Below are 18,463 nucleotides of genomic sequence, written 5' to 3'. Positions count from 1 at the left end.
TGATGGAGGCCAAAACTTTATATGTCCAGCACTACCACAGTTGCACAGTTCGCCAGCGAACTGAAGAAGACTCCCGAACTCCTGCTTGATCAACTCAAGAGCGCAGGCGTGGCCAAGTCGGCCGCGAGCGACGCGCTCACCGAGTCGGACAAGCAGCGCCTGCTCGGTTTTCTCAAGGCCAGCCACGGCACCGTTGCCGACGGCGAGCGCAAGAAGATCACCCTGGTGAAGAAGTCCACCAGCGAGATCAAGCAGGCCGACGCCACGGGCCGCGCGCGCACCATCCAGGTGGAAGTGCGCAAGAAGCGCACCTTCATCCAGCGTGACGAGCCCCAGGCGGCGCCCGAAGCCGCGCCGGCCCCGGCGGCCGAGCCGGTTGCCGCCGCTCCCCGCATCGACGAGGCCGAACTGGCGCGCCGCGAGGAAGAAGCGCGCCGCCAGGCCGAGCTGCTGCGCCGCCAGGAGGAAGAACTGGCCGAGAAGCGCCGCCAGCGCGAAGAAGCCGAGGCCCGTGCCCGCGAGGAAGCGGAACGGGCGCGCCAGGCCGAGCAGGCCGCGCGTGAAGAGCAGGCCCGCCGGCAGGCCGAGGCGCCTGCGAAGTCCGAAGCGCCCGCCGTCGTCGACAAGGCTGCCGAAAAGGCCGCCGAGGACAAGGCTGCGGCCGCCAAGGTGCAGGCCGAGAAGGCCGAGACCGAAGCCGCCGCACGCAAGGCCGACGAAGACACGAAGGCCAAGGCCCGTGCCGACGAGGAAGCCGCCCGTGCGCGGGACCTCGACGAGCGCCGCCGCAAGGCGCTGGCCGAGGCTGAGGCGATCCGCGCCATGCTGGCTGCGCCGGCACGCGTGCTGACGCCCCACAAGGCGCCCGAGACGCCCAAGCCCGGCGTGAAGGGCACGCTGCACAAGCCGGCCGCGACCGCGGCGCGCCCCGGCGCGCCCGCACCGGCCGCACCTGCCGCCGGCGTCAGCAAGGACGTGAAGTCGGCCAAGCTGTCTTCGAGCTGGGCCGGTGATCCGGCCAAGAAGAAGGAAATCAAGACCCGCGGCGACGCCAGCGGCGGGGTCAACCGCACCGGCAACTGGCGCGGTGGCCCGCGCGGCCGTCGCGGCGCGAACGACCGCGGCGCGCATGTGCAGCATGTGGCGGCCGCACCGGTCGAGCAGCGCGTGATCGAAGTGCACGTGCCCGAGACCATCACGGTCGCCGAGCTCGCGCACAAGATGTCGGTCAAGGCCGGCGAGGTGATCAAGCAGCTCATGAAGCTGGGCCAGATGGCCACCATCAACCAGCCGCTGGACCAGGACACCGCGATGATCATCGTGGAGGACATGGGCCACAAGGCGGTGGTGGCGGCACTGGACGATCCGGAAGCCTTCATCAGCGAGGACGCGGCCGCGCAGGACGTGGAACTGCTGCCGCGCGCCCCGGTCGTCACCGTGATGGGTCACGTCGACCACGGCAAGACCTCGCTGCTGGACTACATCCGCACCACCAAGGTGGCGGCGGGCGAAGCCGGCGGCATCACGCAGCACATCGGTGCCTACCACGTGGAAACGCCGCGCGGCATGGTGTCGTTCCTCGACACCCCCGGTCACGAGGCCTTCACGGCAATGCGTGCCCGCGGCGCGCAGGCCACCGACATCGTCGTCCTGGTGGTTGCCGCCGACGACGGCGTCATGCCGCAGACCAAGGAAGCCATCAAGCACGCCAAGGCGGCCAACGTGCCGATCGTGGTGGCGATCAACAAGATCGACAAGCCCGACGCCAACCCCGAGCGGGTGCGTGGCGAGCTGGTGGTCGAGGAAGTCGTGCCCGAGGAATTCGGCGGCGACTCGCCGTTCGTCGAGGTCTCGGCCAAGACCGGCCAGGGCATCGACAACCTGCTCGAACAGGTGCTGCTGCAAGCCGAAGTGCTGGAGCTGAAGGCACCCGTGGATGCCCCGGCCAAGGGTCTCGTGGTCGAAGCGCAGCTCGACAAGGGCCGCGGTCCGGTTGCCACGGTGCTGGTCCAGTCGGGCACGCTCAAGACCGGCGACGTGGTGCTGGCCGGCCAGACCTACGGCCGGGTGCGCGCCATGCTCGACGAGGATGGCAAGACCATCAAGACGGCAGGTCCGTCGATCCCGGTGGAAATCCAGGGTCTGACCGAAGTGCCGCAGGCGGGCGACGAATTCCTGGTCATGGGCGACGAGCGCCGTGCGCGCGAAATCGCGACCTACCGTGCCGGCAAGTTCCGCAACACCAAGCTGGCCAAGGCCCAGGCGGCCAACCTGCAGAACGTGTTCAGCGACCTGCAGGCCGGCGAGGTGCAGACACTGCGCCTGATCATCAAGGCCGACGTGCAGGGTTCGCAGGAGGCGCTTGCGCAGTCGCTGCTCAAGCTCTCGACCGACGAGGTCAAGGTGCAGATCGTCTACGCCGGCGTGGGCGGCATCAGCGAGTCGGACATCAACCTGGCCATCGCCTCCAAGGCGGTCGTCATCGGCTTCAACGTGCGTGCCGACGCCGGTGCGCGCCGCCATGCCGAGAGCAATGGCGTGCAGCTGAACTACTACGGCATCATCTACGATGCGGTGGACGAGGTGAAGGTGGCGATGTCCGGCATGCTGGCGCCCGAGCGCCGCGAGGAAGTCATCGGCCAGGCCGAGATCCGCACGGTGTTCGTTGCCTCCAAGATCGGCACGGTCGCCGGCTCGTACATCACGCAGGGCCATGTCACGCGCAACTCGCATTTCCGCCTGCTGCGCGACAACGTGGTCATCTACACCGGCGAGATCGATTCGCTGCGCCGGTTGAAGGACGACGTGCGCGAAGTGCGCGAAGGCTTCGAGTGCGGTATCAAGCTCAAGAACTACACGGACATCCGCGAGGGCGACCAGCTCGAGTTCTTCGAGATCAAGGAAATCGCAAGAACGCTCTGACCAGCCCCAGGCTGCCTTGCTTCGCAGGTCCGCCAACCCCCTTCGAGGGTTGGCGGATCGACAAAGCCCTATGCCCAAGAAGAAGTCCTCCACACCCAACCGCTCGTTCAAGGTTGCCGATCAGATCCAGCGGGATCTGACGGAGATCATCGCGCGCGAGTTGAAGGACCCGCGGGTGGGCATGGTCACGATCCAGGGCGTGGAGGTCACGCCCGACTACGCCCATGCCAAGGTGTTCTTCAGCCTGCTGGTGGGCGATCCGGAAGAGGCCACCCTGGCGCTGAACCAGGCGGCCGGCTTCCTGCGCAACCACCTGTTCAAGCGGTTGCACATCCATACGGTGCCGACGCTGCATTTCCAGTTCGACCGCACGCCCGAGCGCGCGGCCGACATGAATGCACTGATCGCCCAGGCCGTCGCCTCCCGCTCGAAAGAAGAGTAGGCATGAGCACCGCTGGGCCGCCCCAAGGTGCGAGAGCCCCCTTGGGGGGCAGCGACGCACATGCAACGAGCGAGCGTGGGGACAACGTCCGCGCGCCGCGCACGCGCGTGCAGCGACGCCCTGTGCACGGGGTGCTTCTGCTGGACAAGCCGATCGGGCTGAGCAGCAACCAGGCGCTGCAGAAGGCCAAGTGGCTGCTGCGCGCCGACAAGGCCGGCCACACCGGTACGCTCGATCCGCTGGCCACCGGCGTGTTGCCGTTGTGCTTCGGCGCGGCGACCAAGTTCAGTCAGCTGCATCTCGACGCCGACAAACGCTACGTGGCCACCGCGCTGCTTGGCGTGCGCACGGCGACCGGCGACGCCGAGGGCGAGGTGATCGAGCGCAGCGACGTCAACGTCTCGCATGCCGACATCGAGCGGGTACAGGCCCGGTTCACCGGCCCGATCCGCCAGGTGCCGCCCATGCATAGCGCGCTGAAGAAGGACGGCAAGGCCCTCTACGAGTATGCACGCCAGGGCATCGAGGTCGAGCGCGCCCCGCGCGATGTCGTGGTGCACGACCTGACGATCTCGGCCGAGGCCGGATTCGAGACCAATCACCGCGTCCGCATCGAAGCCGGCGTGAGCAAGGGCACCTACATTCGCACGCTGGGCGAGGACATCGGCATCGCCCTCGGCTGCGGCGCGCACTTGACCAGCCTCAGGCGTGTGCGCACGGGCCCTTTCGCGGCCGAGCGCTGCGTGACGCTCGAAGCCCTGGAAGCGATGGACGAGGCCGAGCGGCTGGCGCTGCTGCTGCCGGTCGAGGCGTTGGTCGAAGATCACGTCCCTGTCACGCTAGAGCCTGACGATGCCGGCCGGTTCCTGTCCGGGCTGCGCCGGCGCGGCACCTGGCCGGACGCCCCGGCCGTGGCCGTGTTCGGCCGGGCGCCCGACGCTTTTCTCGGCACCGCTCACGTCAAGGGCGGCGAACTCATCCCGAGCCGGCTCCTGAGCCCGGCCGATATCCAGCAGATTCATTTGCAGCATCAAGCGGCCCTGGCCGCAAGCACCACACCATCATGAGCAAGCCCATTCGCAACATCGCCATCATCGCCCACGTGGACCATGGCAAGACCACCATGGTCGACCAGCTTCTGCGCCAGTCCGGCACCTTCGCCGAGCACGAAAAAGTCGTCGACACGGTGATGGACAACAACGCCATCGAAAAAGAGCGCGGCATCACCATCCTGGCGAAGAACTGCGCGGTGAGCTGGGGCGGCACGCACATCAACATCGTCGACACCCCCGGCCACGCGGACTTCGGCGGTGAGGTGGAGCGGGCGCTGTCGATGGTCGACGGCGTGCTGCTGCTGATCGACGCGCAGGAAGGCCCGATGCCGCAGACGCGCTTCGTGACCAAGAAGGCGCTGGCCCTGGGCCTCAAGCCCATCGTGGTGGTCAACAAGGTCGACAAGCCGGGGGCCAACCCGGACAAGGTGGTCAATGCCGCTTTCGACCTGTTCGACAAGCTGGGCGCTACCGACGAACAGCTCGACTTTCCGGTGGTCTATGCCTCGGGCATCAACGGCTGGTCGTCGCTGGAAGAGGGCGCGCCCGGCGAGCAGTGGGGCCCCGACATGTCGGCCCTGTTCGAGACGGTGCTCAAGCATGTGCCGGCGCACGAAGGTGATCCGAGCGCGCCGCTGCAACTGCAGATCTCGGCGCTGGACTTCTCCACCTTCGTCGGCCGCATCGGCGTCGGCCGCGTGAACGCGGGCACCATCAAGCCCGGCATGGACGTGCTGGCGATGGATGGTCCGGACGGAACCACCATCAAGGGCCGCATCAACCAGGTGCTGACCTTCCAGGGGCTGGACCGCGTCCAGGCCGCCGAAGCCGGCCCGGGCGAGATCGTGCTGATCAACGGCATCACCGACATCAACATCGGCACGACCGTGACCGATCCGGCCAATCCGGCGCCCCTGCCGATGCTGCGCGTGGACGAGCCGACGCTGACCATGAACTTCTGCGTGAACACCAGCCCGCTGGCCGGTCGCGAAGGCAAGTACGTCACCAGCCGCCAGATCTGGGATCGCCTGCAAAAGGAGCTGCAGAGCAACGTGGCCCTGCGCGTCAAGGAAACCGACGAGGATGGCATCTTCGAAGTCTCCGGCCGCGGCGAACTGCACCTGACCATCCTGCTGGAGAACATGCGCCGCGAAGGCTACGAACTGGCCGTGTCCAAGCCGCGTGTCGTGTTCCGTGAGGAGAACGGCGAGCGCCTGGAGCCGATCGAGCTGGTGACGGCGGACATCGAGGAAGGACACCAAGGGGGCGTGATGCAGGCCCTGGGCGAGCGCAAGGGCGACCTGGTCAACATGGAACCGGACGGCCGTGGCCGCGTGCGCCTGGAATACCGCATTCCGGCGCGCGGGCTGATCGGCTTCTCCAACGAGTTTCTGAACCTCACGCGCGGCTCGGGCCTGATCGCCAACATCTTCGACGGCTACGAGCCGCACAAGGGCGAGATCGGCGGGCGCAAGAACGGCGTGCTGATCTCGATGGACGACGGCGAGATCTTCACCTACGCGCTGGGCAAGCTGGACGATCGCGGCCGCATGTTCGTGCGCGCCGGCGATCCGGTGTACGAGGGCATGATCGTCGGCATCCACAGCCGCGAGAACGACCTGGTCGTCAACGCGACGCGCACCAAGCAGCTCACCAACTTCCGTGTCTCGGGCAAGGAAGATGCGATCAAGATCACCCCGCCGATCGAGCTGACACTGGAATACGGCGTCGAGTTCATCGAGGACGACGAACTGGTCGAGATCACGCCCAAGAGCGTGCGGGTGCGCAAGCGGTTCCTGAAGGAAAACGAGCGCAAGCGCGCCGGGCGCTGACCCGACCCAGGGCGGCCCTGCTTTGCAAGGCCGCTCCCGTTCCGATGGAGACTGGCATGTTGTTGAGCCATGGGCGAGCGGTCTGGATGATGGTGGGGGCCACGTTCCTTTGGGCCACGGCCGGCGTTGTCACGCGCCACCTGGACGAGGCGCGTGGCTTCGAGGTCACGTTCTGGCGCAGTCTGTTCACCGCCATCTCGCTGCTGGTGATCCTGCCGGCATGGCAGGGGCGCGGGGCATTCGCACGGATGCGGGCCTCGGGCTGGGCCCTGTGGGTATCGGGCCTGTGCTGGAGCGTGATGTTCACCGCGTTCATGGTGGCGCTGACGCTCACTTCCACGGCGAACGTGCTGGTGACGATCGCCCTGACGCCGTTGTTCACGGCCCTGATGGCGCGCCTGTTCATCGGGCAGCGATTGCCCACGCGCACCTGGGGAGCCATCGTGGTGGCGGGCGCCGGTATCGCCTGGATGTACGCTGCCAAGTTCGAGCAGGGCGAACTACTGGGAACGCTGGTGGCCTTGTGCGTGCCGGTGGCGGCGGCCTGCAACTGGACGGTGCAGCAGTACGCGCATGCCAAGGGACACCATGTGGACCTGGTGCCCGCCGTGCTCGTGGGTGCATTGATCTCGTCGGCCGCTACGCTCCCGCTGGCCGCGCCGTTCTCGGCGAGCGCGCACGACATCGGCCTGCTCGCCTTCCTGGGACTGGTTCAACTGGCGATTCCGTGCGTCCTGGCAGTGACGTGCACCCGTGTTCTGAAAGCACCGGAGGTCGCGCTGCTCGGCCTGCTCGAGGTGATCTTCGGCATCGCGTTGGCATGGCTGGGAGCCGGCGAAGTGCCTGCGCCGGCGGCGCTGGCCGGCGGCGCGCTGGTCATTGCCACGCTCGCACTGAACGAATGGATCGGCTGGCGCGGGCGTCTGCAGCCGCGGCAAGCGCGTGCTTGAAAAGGCCGGCGTGCGAACCAGACAGTTGTCGGCCTCGGCCGACATCCGGGTGCGCCGTATCGTCGTTCAATAAGAAGTCACAAGGTAATACGCAGTCATTCCATGACATTCAAGTTCTATCGACCCGCTGCAACGGCGGCGACGTGCGTGCTACTGGCAGCTGGCCTTGCGCCGGTATCCGCCTTGGCGCAGGTCTCGGTCAACATCAACGTGCCCGGCATCGTGACCGTTGCGCCGCCGCCGCCGCGCTACGAAGTGGTCCCGCAACCGCGCAGCGGACAGATCTGGGTCCAGGGCTATTGGGCCTGGGACCACAACGACTACCGCTGGCGACCCGGCTATTGGCAGCCGGCGCGGCCCGACTACGACTACGTCCCGGGGCGGTGGGTGCGAGCCGACGGCGGCTACCGCTGGACCGAAGGCAGCTGGAAAGGCAAGGGCAAGGGCAAGGGCGGCCCGCCCGGCTATCACTGCCCGCCGGGTCAGGCGAAAAAAGGGCACTGCTGAACCTGGGTTCGGCAGTGCCCTTGCGGGCGCATCCGTGTGCGCCTGACGAGACTCAGGGACGCGCGGTTTTCCAGGCGCCGTTGAGCATGCCGTCGCCGGTGCGGTCGCCGGTCTTCATGTCCTTGGCCCAGTAGTACAGCGGCATGCCCTTGTAGGCCCACTGCTTCTTGCCGTCGTCACGAGTGATCACGGTGTAGCCGCCCATTGGCTTGGCAGCCTCGGGCGCCATGAGTGGCGGCCAGTTGGTGGCGCACTGGGCATTGCAGACCGACTTGCCGCTGTCGGGTGTGTCGCGCGCAAAGGTGTAGAGCGTCATGCCACTCGGGCCGATCAGCGTGCCGTCCACCGTGCGGGTCGGCGTGTCGGGCGCGGGGGCCATGCTGCTGCAACCGGCCAGCACGGCCGCGGCCAGGATCGTCGAGGCACCATACATTCTCATTTGAGCGTTCTCCTTGGTTGATGACAAAAGGGACGACGGGCCAGTGTAGGGCCTTTGCGCATCCGATCCTCACGCCACGGCGCGGACTCAGCGGTGCCGGCTCTTCATGGCGCGCTCGACTTCACGCTTGCCTTCGCGGTCCTTGATGGTGTCCCGCTTGTCGTGCTCGGCCTTGCCCTTGGCCAGGGCGATCTCGCACTTCACCTTGCCGGCCTTCCAGTGAAGGTTGAGCGGCACCAGGGTGTAGCCCTTCTGCTCGACCTTGCCCACGAGCCGCCGGATCTCTTCCTTGTGCAGCAGCAGCTTCTTGGTCCGTACTGAATCCGGATTGACGTGGGTGGACGCGCTCTTGAGCGGGTTGATCTGGCACCCCAGCACGTAGAGCTCGCCGTTGCGGATGACGACGTAGCCGTCGGTCAGCTGCACCTTGCCCTCGCGCAGCGCCTTGACCTCCCAGCCCTCCAGGACCATGCCGGCCTCGAAGCGCTCTTCGAAGAAATAGTTGTACGCGGCCTTCTTGTTGTCGGCGATGCGCGAGGAGGTGTCGGTTTTTTTCTTGGTGGCTGCCATGTTGGCCAATGTGAGGGCACGGGGCGTCAATGCAACGCCCGGCTACCCGAGCGCGAAATTCTAGGCGCTATCGGCACGGGTACCCGAGCCTGGGACCGGGATCGGTGCCGGCACGGATAATCGGGGGCCACATTGCCTATGAAAACCGTCCACAAGTCCGTTCTGATCTGGTTCAGCGCACAGGAAATGTACGCGCTGGTGACCGACGTCGCCCGCTACCCCGAGTTCCTTCCCTGGTGCGATCGCGCCCAGGTGCTGGAGCAGGACGAGGCGGGCATGACCGCCGAGATCGGCCTCGCGTTCGCCGGCTTCCACCAGGCCTTCACGACCCGCAACACGCATGTGCCGGACCGCGAGGTGCACCTGAACCTCGTCGACGGGCCTTTCTCCCGCCTCGACGGTGTCTGGCGCTTCACGCCGGTCGGCGAGCCCGACCAGCGTGCCTGCCGGGTCGAACTCGACCTGAACTACGGCTTCGACAGCGTCACGCTGCGGTCGCTGGTCGGCCCGGTGTTCGACAAGGTCGCCGGAACGCTGGTCGACGCGTTCGTCAAGCGGGCCGAGCAGGTCTACGCCACGTCCCCATGATCCGCGTCACGCTGGTCTGCGCGCCATTGCCTCGCACCGTGCACGAGGAAGACCTTCGCATTCCGCAGGGCTGCACGGCCGAGCAGGCCGTTGTCGCCAGCGCGTTGCCGCAGGCATTTCCGGGGCTCGACTGGCGGGCGCTGCAGGCCGGTGTGTGGGGCAGGGCGGTCGACTGGAACCGGCGCCTCGAGGACGGCGACCGGCTCGAACTGTGCCGCCCGCTCACCGTCGATCCCAAGGTGGCCCGGCGCGAACGGTTCGCCCGCCAGGGCGCCCGGGCCACGGGCCTGTTCGCCCGCCGCCGCGCCGGCGCCAAGGCCGGCTACTGAAGCGCCCGCGGCCTTATGGCTTGCAGTCGCTCTCGATGATCGACTGCAGGCGCTGTGTTTCGGCCGCACGGGCGTTGTCGTCGATGAACTCCCGCTCGCCCTGCGCATTGACGCGGGCCAGGCGGATGCCGCTGTCGTAGGTCGCCTTGGCCGTGCGGGCGCGGGTGCAGTTCTCGGACTTGGCTTGCGCCACCTTGCGTTCTTCGGCTTCCTTCTTGGCCTTCTCGGCTTCGTCGGCCCGGCGCACCTTTTCCTCGAGTTCCTTGTCGACCGGCGCCTTGGCCGCCGCGGGCGCGGCGGCGCCATTGACCTCCGGGGCGCCGGCAGCCGCCGGAGCCGGGCGCAGGGCCGGCAGATTGCCGCGCTGGGTGATGTTCTTGTCCGGGATCTCGGGCGGCGGCGGGGTGTCGCTGAAGACGGTGCGGCCATCCTTGTCGAGCCAGCGCCACTGGGCCTGCGCCGCCAGCGGGAGCAAGGTACAGACGCAGCACAGCCAACACAACCTGCGGACGATGTTCATGGGCGGCAGTTTAGCGCCTGCTTACCTTTTGCAACGTGTCGCGCCGGGATGCGCGCGGGCGGCGCGGTGAATCCGCCACACCGGCGCCCCGGGAAAGTACCGATCAATCGTTACAATCCGTCTTTTGGAGCTTGTCGCCATGCGCCTTCTCGGCAAAGCGCTCACCTTCGACGACGTGTTGCTGGTGCCTGCGTATTCCCAGGTCCTGCCCAAGGACACCTCCCTTGCTACCCGCCTCTCGCGCAATATCGTGCTCAACCTGCCGCTGGTGTCAGCGGCCATGGACACGGTCACCGAGTCGCGCCTGGCGATCGCCATCGCCCAGGAAGGCGGCATGGGCATCATTCACAAGAATCTCACCGCGCAGCAGCAGGCTGCCGAGGTGGCCAGGGTCAAGCGCTACGAATCGGGCGTCCTGCGCGACCCGGTCGTGATCACCCCGAGCCACACGGTGCTGCAGGTGATGCAGCTGTCGGAGGAACTGGGCATCTCCGGCTTCCCGGTGCTTGATGGTGGCCGCGTGGTCGGCATCGTCACCGGCCGCGACCTGCGCTTCGAGACACGCCTGGACGTCCCGGTCGCCGAGATCATGACGCCGCGCGAGAAGCTCATCACCGTCGATGACGGCACCGAGCTGGCGGCAGCCAAGGCGCTGCTGAACAAGTACAAGCTCGAGCGCCTGCTGGTTATCGACAAGGAATGGCGCCTCAAGGGCCTGATCACCGTCAAGGACATCACCAAGCAGACCAGCTTCCCGAACGCTGCACGCGACGCTTCGGGACGGCTGCGCGTCGGCGCCGCCGTCGGCGTGGGCGCCGGCACCGAGGAACGGGTCGAGGCGCTGGTCAAGGCCGGCGTCGACGCGATCGTGGTGGACACGGCGCACGGCCACAGTTCGGGCGTGATCGAGCGGGTGCGCTGGGTCAAGGAAAACTACCCGCAGGTCGACGTGATCGGCGGCAACATCGCCACCGGCGATGCCGCCCGCGCGCTGGCCGACGCCGGGGCGGATGCGGTCAAGGTCGGTATCGGCCCGGGCTCGATCTGCACCACCCGCATCGTGGCCGGCGTGGGCGTCCCGCAGATCATGGCCATCGACAGCGTCGCCACGGCGCTGCAGGGCACCGGCGTGCCGCTCATCGCCGACGGCGGCATCCGCTATTCGGGCGACATCGCCAAGGCCATCGCGGCCGGCGCCAGCACGGTGATGATGGGCGGCATGTTCGCCGGCACCGAGGAAGCGCCCGGCGAGATCGTCCTCTACCAGGGCCGCAGCTACAAGAGCTACCGCGGCATGGGCTCGATCGGCGCCATGCAGCAGGGCAGTGCGGACCGCTACTTCCAGGAAGCCACCACCGGCAACCCCAACGCCGACAAGCTCGTGCCCGAAGGCATCGAGGGCCGCGTGCCCTACAAGGGCTCGATGGTGTCCATCGTGTTCCAGATGGCCGGCGGCCTGCGCGCGGCCATGGGCTACTGCGGCTGCCCGACCATCGACGACATGAAGGCGCGCGCCGAGTTCGTCGAGATCACCACCGCGGGCGTGCGCGAAAGCCACGTGCACGACGTGCAGATCACCAAGGAAGCGCCGAACTACCGGGCGGACTGAGCCCGGCCAACGCAGTGACGACCGACCTACGGCCCGGCACGCATGCCCAGGCGGGCAAGAGGTCGCGATGACGGCATCGGCCGACTATCGCACCTATGTCCGGCTGGTCTATCGGCGTTACCGGGTGCGCGGGCTGGTCGCCGGCCTGTTCGCCGCGCTGGCGGGCATCCTCACGCTGTACGAGGCTGCGCTGGCGCCCGGGGACACCGGCTCCTGGATCAAGGTGTCGACCCTGCTTTCGGCAATTTTTGCGGTGCTTGCCGCCGTGTGGAGCAGCATGAAATCGGAGATCGAAGGCAAGTACACGCTGGCGCTGGCATTGGCGCATGGCTACTACCAGAACCTGGTGCTGCGCGTGCTGGCCGACCCTGACGCCCGCCTGATCGTGTACAGGCCCGCGCAGCTCGAAGCGCTCGAGCCGGCGGCGGTGCAGGCCACCTGCCGGCAGTTGGCCGATCAGGGGGCGAGCATGGAGGAAGTGCCTGTTCCTGGCGCTGACGGCGCGCGCACCGTGTTGCGTGTGAGCAAGCCTGACGGCGGCGCGGCCTATCTCGACTTCCCGCGCACCTTGCGCACGTTGTCGAGCCTGCTCGACTACCGCGACCGCGAGTACAAGGCTGCTACCGGCAGCTTCTTCACACCCGAGCATCGGGCGCTGGTGACGAAGCGCCTGATCGACGAATTCTTCGAGGAGCTGCGCAAGATGGCGGCACTCGAAAAGCAGCAGGACCGCATGGTCTTCACCGACTCCATTTCCAAGCAACTGTGATGCAGCACCAGAAAATCCTCATCCTCGACTTCGGCTCGCAAGTCACACAGCTGATTGCCCGGCGCGTGCGCGAGGCGCACGTGCTGTCCGAAGTCCATCCGTGCGACGTCAGTGACGAGTGGGTGCGCGAATATGCCGCCGACGGCGCGCTCAAGGGCGTGATCCTCTCCGGCAGCCACGCCAGCGTGTACGAGGAGAGCACCGACAAGGCGCCGCAGGCGGTGTTCGAGCTGGGCGTGCCGGTGCTTGGCATCTGCTACGGCATGCAGACCATGGCGCACCAGCTCGGCGGCAAGGTGGAAGGCGGCCACAAGCGCGAGTTCGGCTTCGCGGCAGTGCGCGCGCGCGGCCACACGCAACTGCTCAAGGACATCGCCGACTTCACCACGCCCGAAGGGCACGGCATGCTCAACGTCTGGATGAGCCACGGCGACAAGGTGAGCGAGCTGCCGCCGGGTTTCAAGCTGATGGCGTCCACCGACAGCTGCCCCATTGCCGGCATGGCCGACGAGGAGCGCCGCTTCTACGGCGTGCAGTTCCACCCCGAGGTCACGCATACCGTGCAGGGCAAGGCGCTGCTGGAGCGCTTCGTGCTCGGCATCTGCGGTGCCAAGCCCGACTGGGTCATGCGCGACCATGTCGAGGAAGCGGTGCAGAAGATCCGCGAGCAGGTGGGCGACGAGGAGGTCATCCTGGGCCTGTCCGGCGGCGTCGACTCGTCGGTGGCGGCAGCCCTGATCCACCGCGCGATCGGCGACCAGCTCACCTGCGTCTTCGTCGACCATGGCCTGCTGCGCCTGAACGAGGGCGACATGGTCATGGACATGTTCGAAGGCAAGCTGCACGCGCGCGTCATTCGCGTGGACGCGAGCGACCTGTTCCTCGGCAAGCTGGCCGGCGTGAGCGACCCCGAAGCCAAGCGCAAGATCATCGGCGCCGAGTTCGTCACCGTGTTCAAGCAGGAAGCGGCCCGGCTCAAGGCCGGCACGGGTGGCCACAAGGGCGCTACTTTCCTGGCCCAGGGGACCATCTATCCCGACGTCATCGAATCGGGCGGCGCCAAGAGCAAGAAGGCCGTCACCATCAAGAGCCACCACAACGTCGGCGGCCTGCCCGAGCAGCTCGGCCTGAAGCTGCTCGAGCCGCTGCGCGACCTCTTCAAGGACGAGGTGCGCGAGCTTGGCGTGGCCCTGGGCCTGCCGCCCGAGATGGTGTACCGCCACCCGTTCCCCGGCCCGGGCCTGGGCGTGCGCATCCTGGGCGAAGTGAAGAAGGAATACGCCGACCTGCTGCGCCAGGCCGACGCCATCTTCATCGAGGAACTGCGCAACTTCCGCGACGAGGCGAGCGGCAAGACCTGGTACGAGCTGACCAGCCAGGCCTTCACGGTCTTCCTGCCGGTCAAGAGCGTGGGCGTGATGGGCGACGGCCGCACCTACGACTACGTGGTCGCGCTGCGCGCGGTACAGACCAGCGACTTCATGACTGCCGACTGGGCCGAACTGCCCTACGCGCTGCTCAAGAAGGTGTCCGGCCGGATCATCAACGAAGTGCGCGGCATCAACCGCGTGACCTACGACGTGAGCAGCAAGCCGCCGGCGACGATCGAGTGGGAGTGACTCTAAAACTGTTTAAATTCAACAGCTTATGTTGAATTTTCCGCTGTCAAAGAATGCTCTGTGCTTTGCTCGGCAAGTGAGCGCGGTTCAAACGCTGCGCAGAGCGTACGCACGACCGGCCCAACGGGCCAACACGTCCATGTCGATGAAGTTCGTGCCGTCGGGCCGGACTTCCAGGTTCGGCACCTGCGCCAGCGCCAGCAGCGTAGCGTCTTCACCCGCGGTTTAGAAGTCATCGACCAGCAGGCGCACGCACGCCGCGGGCCGCCGCATCGCGCAACGCGCGCATCAGCGCGAGACCGGCGTTACCTGCTCGCAGCAGGCAGTACCGGGCGCGCGCGACTCCGCCTGGTGTGCACCAACCGTCGCCACAAAGCCCAGCGCCAGTTGCACCAGCGCCTCCTCGATTTCTCGCACCGGCGGCGCGCTGTCGCTCGCGGCCAGTGAGCGCAACACGCCGCCGATCGCGTGGGTCAGCACGAACGCCTGGGCACGCGACAAAGGCTGCGGCGCTGCTCCCGCGACCACGACGCCTTTCGCCGACAGCGTCTCGGTCAATTGCGACAACAGCGGCGGCAGTCGGCTGCCCGACGTGCGCGTCAACGAGTGCGCGATCAGTCGGCGATGCACGCGCCCGCGACCGCCGTACGCGTCTACCACCGCGCGCAACGTGCGGCGGATCCGGTCGCCCGGCGCATCGGTCGGCGCGGGCTTTGTCGCGTCGAGGATCGCCGACGACATGCTGCCGAACTCGCGCTCCATCAGCGCGTCCAGCAATGCATCCTTGTCGTTGAAGTATTGATACAGCGTGCCGATGCTGACGCCTGCCCGGGCCGCGACCGCGTTGGTGGTCAGCGCGCTGACATCGTCCTGCTCAAGCAGTTGGACGGCCGCTTCCAACATGAGTTCGATCTTCTGAAGAGACCGTAGCTGCTGCGGTGCGCGGCGCACAGGTGCTTGATTTGAAACGACTTTTTTTGACATCGCCGACTCCTCGAAACGCGAGTTTACTAACGTGAGCATGACTCATATTATGACGGCTCTTGCACAGGAGACCTCGATGATCCGCAGAAATTTCGTGATCGCCGCCAGTGCCGTCGCTGGCGTCACCCAAACCTTGGCCGCGCCCGCCGCGCCCGCCGCGCCCACTGGCGCGCGCCCGGACCAGCGCCTGGCCATCAAGTACCGCTTCGACGACCCCAACATGGATCTGTTCTTCATGTCCGCATTGAGCTGGGGCCCGGCCGGTGGTCTGGACATCGGCCAGGCGTTCCACGCCGCCTCGACGATCGTCGACGGCGACGCCGACAGCTGGGTCGCCTCGTTCGGTACCTACGGCGACGTCCAGGACGCACAAGCGACCACCTGGGCGAAGCGCGGTTGGCGCCGGGCCGCCGGCGAGGCACGTCTAAAGGCCTTTGCGAGCTATCGCTCCGCATGGCAGTTCGCCGAGCCGGGCGGCGAGTCGTTCACGCGGCTGTACCGCCAGCATCAGAAGGCTTTCGCGACTGCGATGAATGAACTGGCATTGCCCGCGACACTGTTCCAGGTGCCGTACCAGGGCAAGGCGTTGCCGGGCCTGTTCCTGCGCAACGCCGCGGCCGATGCGCCGGTCGTGCTGTTGATCGGCGGCGCCGACACCTGCTTCGAGGACCTGTTCCTGTCGTACGGCCGCGCGTTCTGGGAGCGCGGCTACTCTGTCGCGATCGCCGACCTGCCGGGGCAAGGCATCACAGCGGCCGATGGCCTGTACTGGGAGATTGAACCGGAGCGCCCGATCGCGGCGGTGGTGGACACGCTGATCCAGCGCTTCGGTGCGCGCGCCGGCCGCATCGCGCTGGTCGGCTGCAGCCTCGGGGGCTACTTCGCGACCCGCGCGGCCGGCCTGGAGCCACGCTTGGCGACGGTGATCGCGACCACACCGTTCCCGGCGCCGGGCGAACTGTTCGGTGCCAGCGTGCGTGCCGCGCTCGCGGGTGGCGCCGAGGCGAAGGCGCCGAGCAGCGCGACGCTGCGCAGCTGGCAGACGATGCTCTGGAAGGCCGGTGCGGCCACGCCGCAAGCCTTCGTCGCGCGCTGGGAACCGGCGCGGGCCGATGCTGCGAAGGTGACGCTGCCGTTCCTGTCGGTCCTTGGCGGCGGCGATTCACCGGTGTTCGCCGCGCAGGCGCGCCGCTGGCACGAGCAGATTCACTCGTCGCGCAAGGAGTTCGTCTTCCTCGACGCGGCCAGCGGCGCCGACGGCCACTGCCAGGTCAACGCCCGCGTGCGCCTGGTGCAGGAAGCGTGCGGATGGATGGATGAGGTTTTTGCAGCAAAAGCGAGAAGCTGATCATGGGTGCACTGTTGGGATTCGCACCGTTCATCGGCTTCGTGGTGATCGAGAACCTGCTCGGCATCGTGCCAGGGCTGGTCGTCGGCGCCTTGCTATCGATCGTCTTGCTGGTTTTCGATCGGCTCAAGGGGCGAGGCGAGGTCAGCATCCTCGAAGCAGGCAGCGCGGTGATGTTCACGCTGCTCGCCGGCCTGGCGTTCAGGAACGGCGGCGAGGCCTGGTCGCTCTGGCGCGTGCGGCTGTGGATCGACGGCGGTCTTCTGCTGATCGTCGTCGGCAGCATCGTGGCCAGGCGGCCATTCACGCTGCACCATGCTCGCCGCCGCGTGAGCGCGGAAGTCGCCGCCAGCGCGCGCTTCGTGCATGCCAACAGCGTCCTGTCGGGAGCCTGGGCGCTGGCGTTCGCAGTGCTGGTCGCGGCGGACCTGCTGATGGTGCTGCGTCCGGAGACGCCGATGCGCATCGCCGTCTGGTCGAGCGTGATCGCCCTCGCCGCGGCGGCGTGGTTCACCAAGTCATACGTCCAGCGAGCGCGTGACCAGCGCACGGGCAGCGACATCGGAGCCGCGCGATGACGCCGGCTCACGCGCGCGACATCGCGTGCAGCACCGGCGACACCGGCCCGAAGACGGCGTCGCGTCCGCCGTAGCAGCCAAGGTCGGCATGGCCGAGGTCATCGGCCACGATGAAGATGATGTTCGGGCGCCTGGTTTGCGTGGCCATGTCTTGTGCGTCTTCAGGGCTGGTAACCGGACTTCTGCACCACCGGCGCCCACTGCGCGCGGTAGGCCTTCAGCATCGCGACGGTCTGCGCCTGGCTGCTGACCACCGGCGTCATCTGCGAATCCTTGAAGCGTTGCGTCGTCTCCGGGTCCTGCATCACGGCGCGAATCGCGACGGCCAGCCGTTCGACCTTGTCCTTGGGCATGCTCGCCGGTGCGAAGAAGGTGTTCCAGCCGCTGGCCGCCAGGTCGAGGCCGGCTTCCTTGAAGGTCGGGATCTTGGGCGCGAAGGGCGAGCGCTGCTCGCCCGACAGGGCGAGGATGCGCAGCTTGCCGGCGTCATGCTGCGGCAGCATGCCGTCGGCGGTGTCGACTGCCACCGGCACCTGGCCGCCCAGCAGGTCGTTGATCAGCGGAGCCGAGCCGCGGTAGCCGATCACTTGCGTCTGCACGTTGGCCTTCTCGCCGACCATCAGTGCGAAGAAGTGCGGCAGGCTGCCGGTGGCAGGCACGCCGACGTTGGCCTGCGTCGGGTTGGCGCGCATCCAGGCGAGCAGGTGGCTCAGCTCGCGCACCGGCAGCGTGGGCGACACGGCGAGCGCGAAGTCGTAGTCGCTGACGTGCGACACCGGCACGAAGTCGCGCTCGGGGTCGTAGTTGTTGTCCTTGAAGACCAGAGGCGCGACGATCATCACCGCCGGGTTCGCCAGCATCAGCACGTTCTGGTTGGGCGGCGTCGCCTTCACTTGCTGCGCCGCGAGCCGCCCGCCTGCGCCGGGCTTGTTGTCCACCACCACGGGCACGCCCAGGCGCGCGGCCAGCTTGTCGCCAACGATGCGTGCCACGCGGTCGGTGGCGCCGCCGGGTGCGTAGCCGACCACGATCCGCAGCGGGGTGTCGAGTTGCGGCTGTGCCTGCGCATGGGCGGCGGGCAGGGCGGCGGCGACGAGGCCAGCGGCGACCGCAAGTGCGGCGATGCGGCGGGTGGGCTGCCAGCGCGCTCGAAAAGAGTGGGGCGTCATGGGAAGTCTCCGGTGGTCATTCGATGTGGCCGCCAGCGGCGCTGCGGCTGTCGGCCATTCTGGTGACGTCTGGGGCGATTGTTCAAAGCAACCATCGTCCGGAATAACCCGGACATGACGAGATTCAGCCGTGAGATCGCCTCGCCTTTCAAATGCGAATGAATCTCATTTAGAATGAGGCTTTCCGTGCCGCGACGCCATGCCGGGCGTTGCCTGCCACCGCCGAGGAGCCAACG

At 67.4% G+C, this 18,463-nt stretch carries 19 protein-coding genes; 13 read left to right on the top strand and 6 right to left on the bottom strand.

Going from position 1 to position 18,463, the window contains the following annotated elements; genetic code table 11:
* The first annotated feature begins 21 nt into the window (after positions 1–21).
* The 6 genes from infB to VES41_RS22520 all read left to right on the top strand — a co-directional run bounded on the left by infB (position 22) and on the right by VES41_RS22520 (position 7,705).
* A complete protein-coding gene (infB, locus tag VES41_RS22545) occupies positions 22–2,922 on the top strand; it encodes a translation initiation factor IF-2 (protein WP_324821704.1) in 2,901 nt (966 codons plus the stop codon).
* Positions 2,923–2,992: 70 nt separating this feature from the next.
* Positions 2,993–3,364: a 30S ribosome-binding factor RbfA gene (rbfA, locus tag VES41_RS22540; protein WP_324821702.1), complete on the top strand. Its 372-nt coding sequence runs from the start codon at positions 2,993–2,995 to the stop codon at positions 3,362–3,364.
* A 107-nt stretch (positions 3,365–3,471) separates the two neighbouring features.
* Complete coding sequence (truB, locus tag VES41_RS22535) at positions 3,472–4,431, top strand: tRNA pseudouridine(55) synthase TruB (protein WP_324821700.1); 960 nt, start codon at positions 3,472–3,474, stop codon at positions 4,429–4,431.
* Positions 4,428–6,248: a translational GTPase TypA gene (typA, locus tag VES41_RS22530; protein ID WP_324821698.1), complete on the top strand. Its 1,821-nt coding sequence runs from the start codon at positions 4,428–4,430 to the stop codon at positions 6,246–6,248. The genes truB and typA overlap by 4 nt, the downstream gene beginning before the upstream one ends.
* A gap of 56 nt (positions 6,249–6,304) precedes the next feature.
* Positions 6,305–7,198 (top strand): DMT family transporter, encoded by an 894-nt coding sequence (locus VES41_RS22525; protein ID WP_324821696.1) that lies wholly within the window; start codon positions 6,305–6,307, stop codon positions 7,196–7,198.
* Between the two features lie 102 nt (positions 7,199–7,300).
* Positions 7,301–7,705 carry a YXWGXW repeat-containing protein gene (locus tag VES41_RS22520; RefSeq protein WP_324821694.1) on the top strand — a complete coding sequence of 135 codons (405 nt, stop codon included), beginning with the start codon at positions 7,301–7,303 and terminating at the stop codon, positions 7,703–7,705.
* Positions 7,706–7,757: 52 nt separating this feature from the next.
* Here VES41_RS22520 and VES41_RS22515 read toward each other — a convergent pair whose 3' ends face one another.
* Both VES41_RS22515 and smpB read right to left on the bottom strand, forming a co-directional pair.
* A complete protein-coding gene (locus VES41_RS22515) occupies positions 7,758–8,144 on the bottom strand; it encodes an ATP-binding protein (protein WP_324821692.1) in 387 nt (128 codons plus the stop codon).
* Between the two features lie 87 nt (positions 8,145–8,231).
* Positions 8,232–8,714 (bottom strand): SsrA-binding protein SmpB, encoded by a 483-nt coding sequence (smpB, locus tag VES41_RS22510; RefSeq protein WP_324821690.1) that lies wholly within the window; start codon positions 8,712–8,714, stop codon positions 8,232–8,234.
* Between the two features lie 138 nt (positions 8,715–8,852).
* Between smpB and VES41_RS22505 the strand changes: the two genes are divergently transcribed.
* Together VES41_RS22505 and VES41_RS22500 are read left to right on the top strand one after the other, a co-directional pair.
* On the top strand, positions 8,853–9,302 hold the full coding sequence (locus VES41_RS22505) for a type II toxin-antitoxin system RatA family toxin (protein WP_324821688.1): 450 nt from the start codon (positions 8,853–8,855) through the stop codon (positions 9,300–9,302).
* Positions 9,299–9,631 carry an RnfH family protein gene (locus VES41_RS22500; RefSeq protein WP_324821686.1) on the top strand — a complete coding sequence of 111 codons (333 nt, stop codon included), beginning with the start codon at positions 9,299–9,301 and terminating at the stop codon, positions 9,629–9,631. Before VES41_RS22505 ends, VES41_RS22500 begins: the two co-directional genes overlap by 4 nt.
* Positions 9,632–9,644: 13 nt before the next feature.
* Here VES41_RS22500 and VES41_RS22495 read toward each other — a convergent pair whose 3' ends face one another.
* Complete coding sequence (locus tag VES41_RS22495; protein ID WP_324821684.1) at positions 9,645–10,151, bottom strand: DUF4124 domain-containing protein; 507 nt, start codon at positions 10,149–10,151, stop codon at positions 9,645–9,647.
* A gap of 139 nt (positions 10,152–10,290) precedes the next feature.
* Here VES41_RS22495 and guaB point away from each other — a divergent pair, with 139 nt between their 5' ends.
* From guaB to guaA, 3 genes are all read left to right on the top strand, one after another.
* Positions 10,291–11,760, top strand: coding sequence for an IMP dehydrogenase (guaB, locus tag VES41_RS22490; RefSeq protein WP_324821682.1), 1,470 nt, complete (start codon positions 10,291–10,293; stop codon positions 11,758–11,760).
* A gap of 67 nt (positions 11,761–11,827) precedes the next feature.
* Entirely contained in the window at positions 11,828–12,529 is a 702-nt protein-coding gene (locus tag VES41_RS22485; protein WP_324821680.1) for an STING domain-containing protein, read from the top strand.
* Complete coding sequence (gene guaA / locus VES41_RS22480) at positions 12,529–14,148, top strand: glutamine-hydrolyzing GMP synthase (RefSeq protein WP_324821678.1); 1,620 nt, start codon at positions 12,529–12,531, stop codon at positions 14,146–14,148. The genes VES41_RS22485 and guaA overlap by 1 nt, the downstream gene beginning before the upstream one ends.
* 288 nt (positions 14,149–14,436) lie before the next feature.
* On the opposite strand, the gene VES41_RS22475 is transcribed toward guaA, so the two are convergent.
* The gene (locus VES41_RS22475; RefSeq protein ID WP_324821676.1) at positions 14,437–15,132 is read right to left on the bottom strand and encodes a TetR/AcrR family transcriptional regulator; all 696 of its coding nucleotides are present in this window, start codon (positions 15,130–15,132) and stop codon (positions 14,437–14,439) included.
* Between the two features lie 76 nt (positions 15,133–15,208).
* Between VES41_RS22475 and VES41_RS22470 the strand changes: the two genes are divergently transcribed.
* Together VES41_RS22470 and VES41_RS22465 are read left to right on the top strand one after the other, a co-directional pair.
* Positions 15,209–16,480, top strand: a complete 1,272-nt coding sequence (locus VES41_RS22470; protein ID WP_324821674.1) for an alpha/beta hydrolase family protein — start codon at positions 15,209–15,211, stop codon at positions 16,478–16,480.
* Between the two features lie 2 nt (positions 16,481–16,482).
* Positions 16,483–17,058 (top strand): hypothetical protein, encoded by a 576-nt coding sequence (locus VES41_RS22465; RefSeq protein ID WP_324821672.1) that lies wholly within the window; start codon positions 16,483–16,485, stop codon positions 17,056–17,058.
* A 7-nt stretch (positions 17,059–17,065) separates the two neighbouring features.
* On the opposite strand, the gene VES41_RS22460 is transcribed toward VES41_RS22465, so the two are convergent.
* Together VES41_RS22460 and VES41_RS22455 are read right to left on the bottom strand one after the other, a co-directional pair.
* On the bottom strand, positions 17,066–17,206 hold the full coding sequence (locus tag VES41_RS22460) for a hypothetical protein (RefSeq protein WP_324821670.1): 141 nt from the start codon (positions 17,204–17,206) through the stop codon (positions 17,066–17,068).
* 13 nt (positions 17,207–17,219) lie between these two features.
* Positions 17,220–18,227: a Bug family tripartite tricarboxylate transporter substrate binding protein gene (locus VES41_RS22455; RefSeq protein WP_324821668.1), complete on the bottom strand. Its 1,008-nt coding sequence runs from the start codon at positions 18,225–18,227 to the stop codon at positions 17,220–17,222.
* Positions 18,228–18,463: the final 236 nt, after the last annotated feature.

This window comes from Variovorax sp., assembly GCF_035634955.1.
In the GTDB taxonomy this organism is placed as follows: domain Bacteria; phylum Pseudomonadota; class Gammaproteobacteria; order Burkholderiales; family Burkholderiaceae_C; genus Variovorax.
Note: the sequence above shows the minus strand (reverse complement) of the source record. Positions and strands in the feature narration are given on the sequence as shown.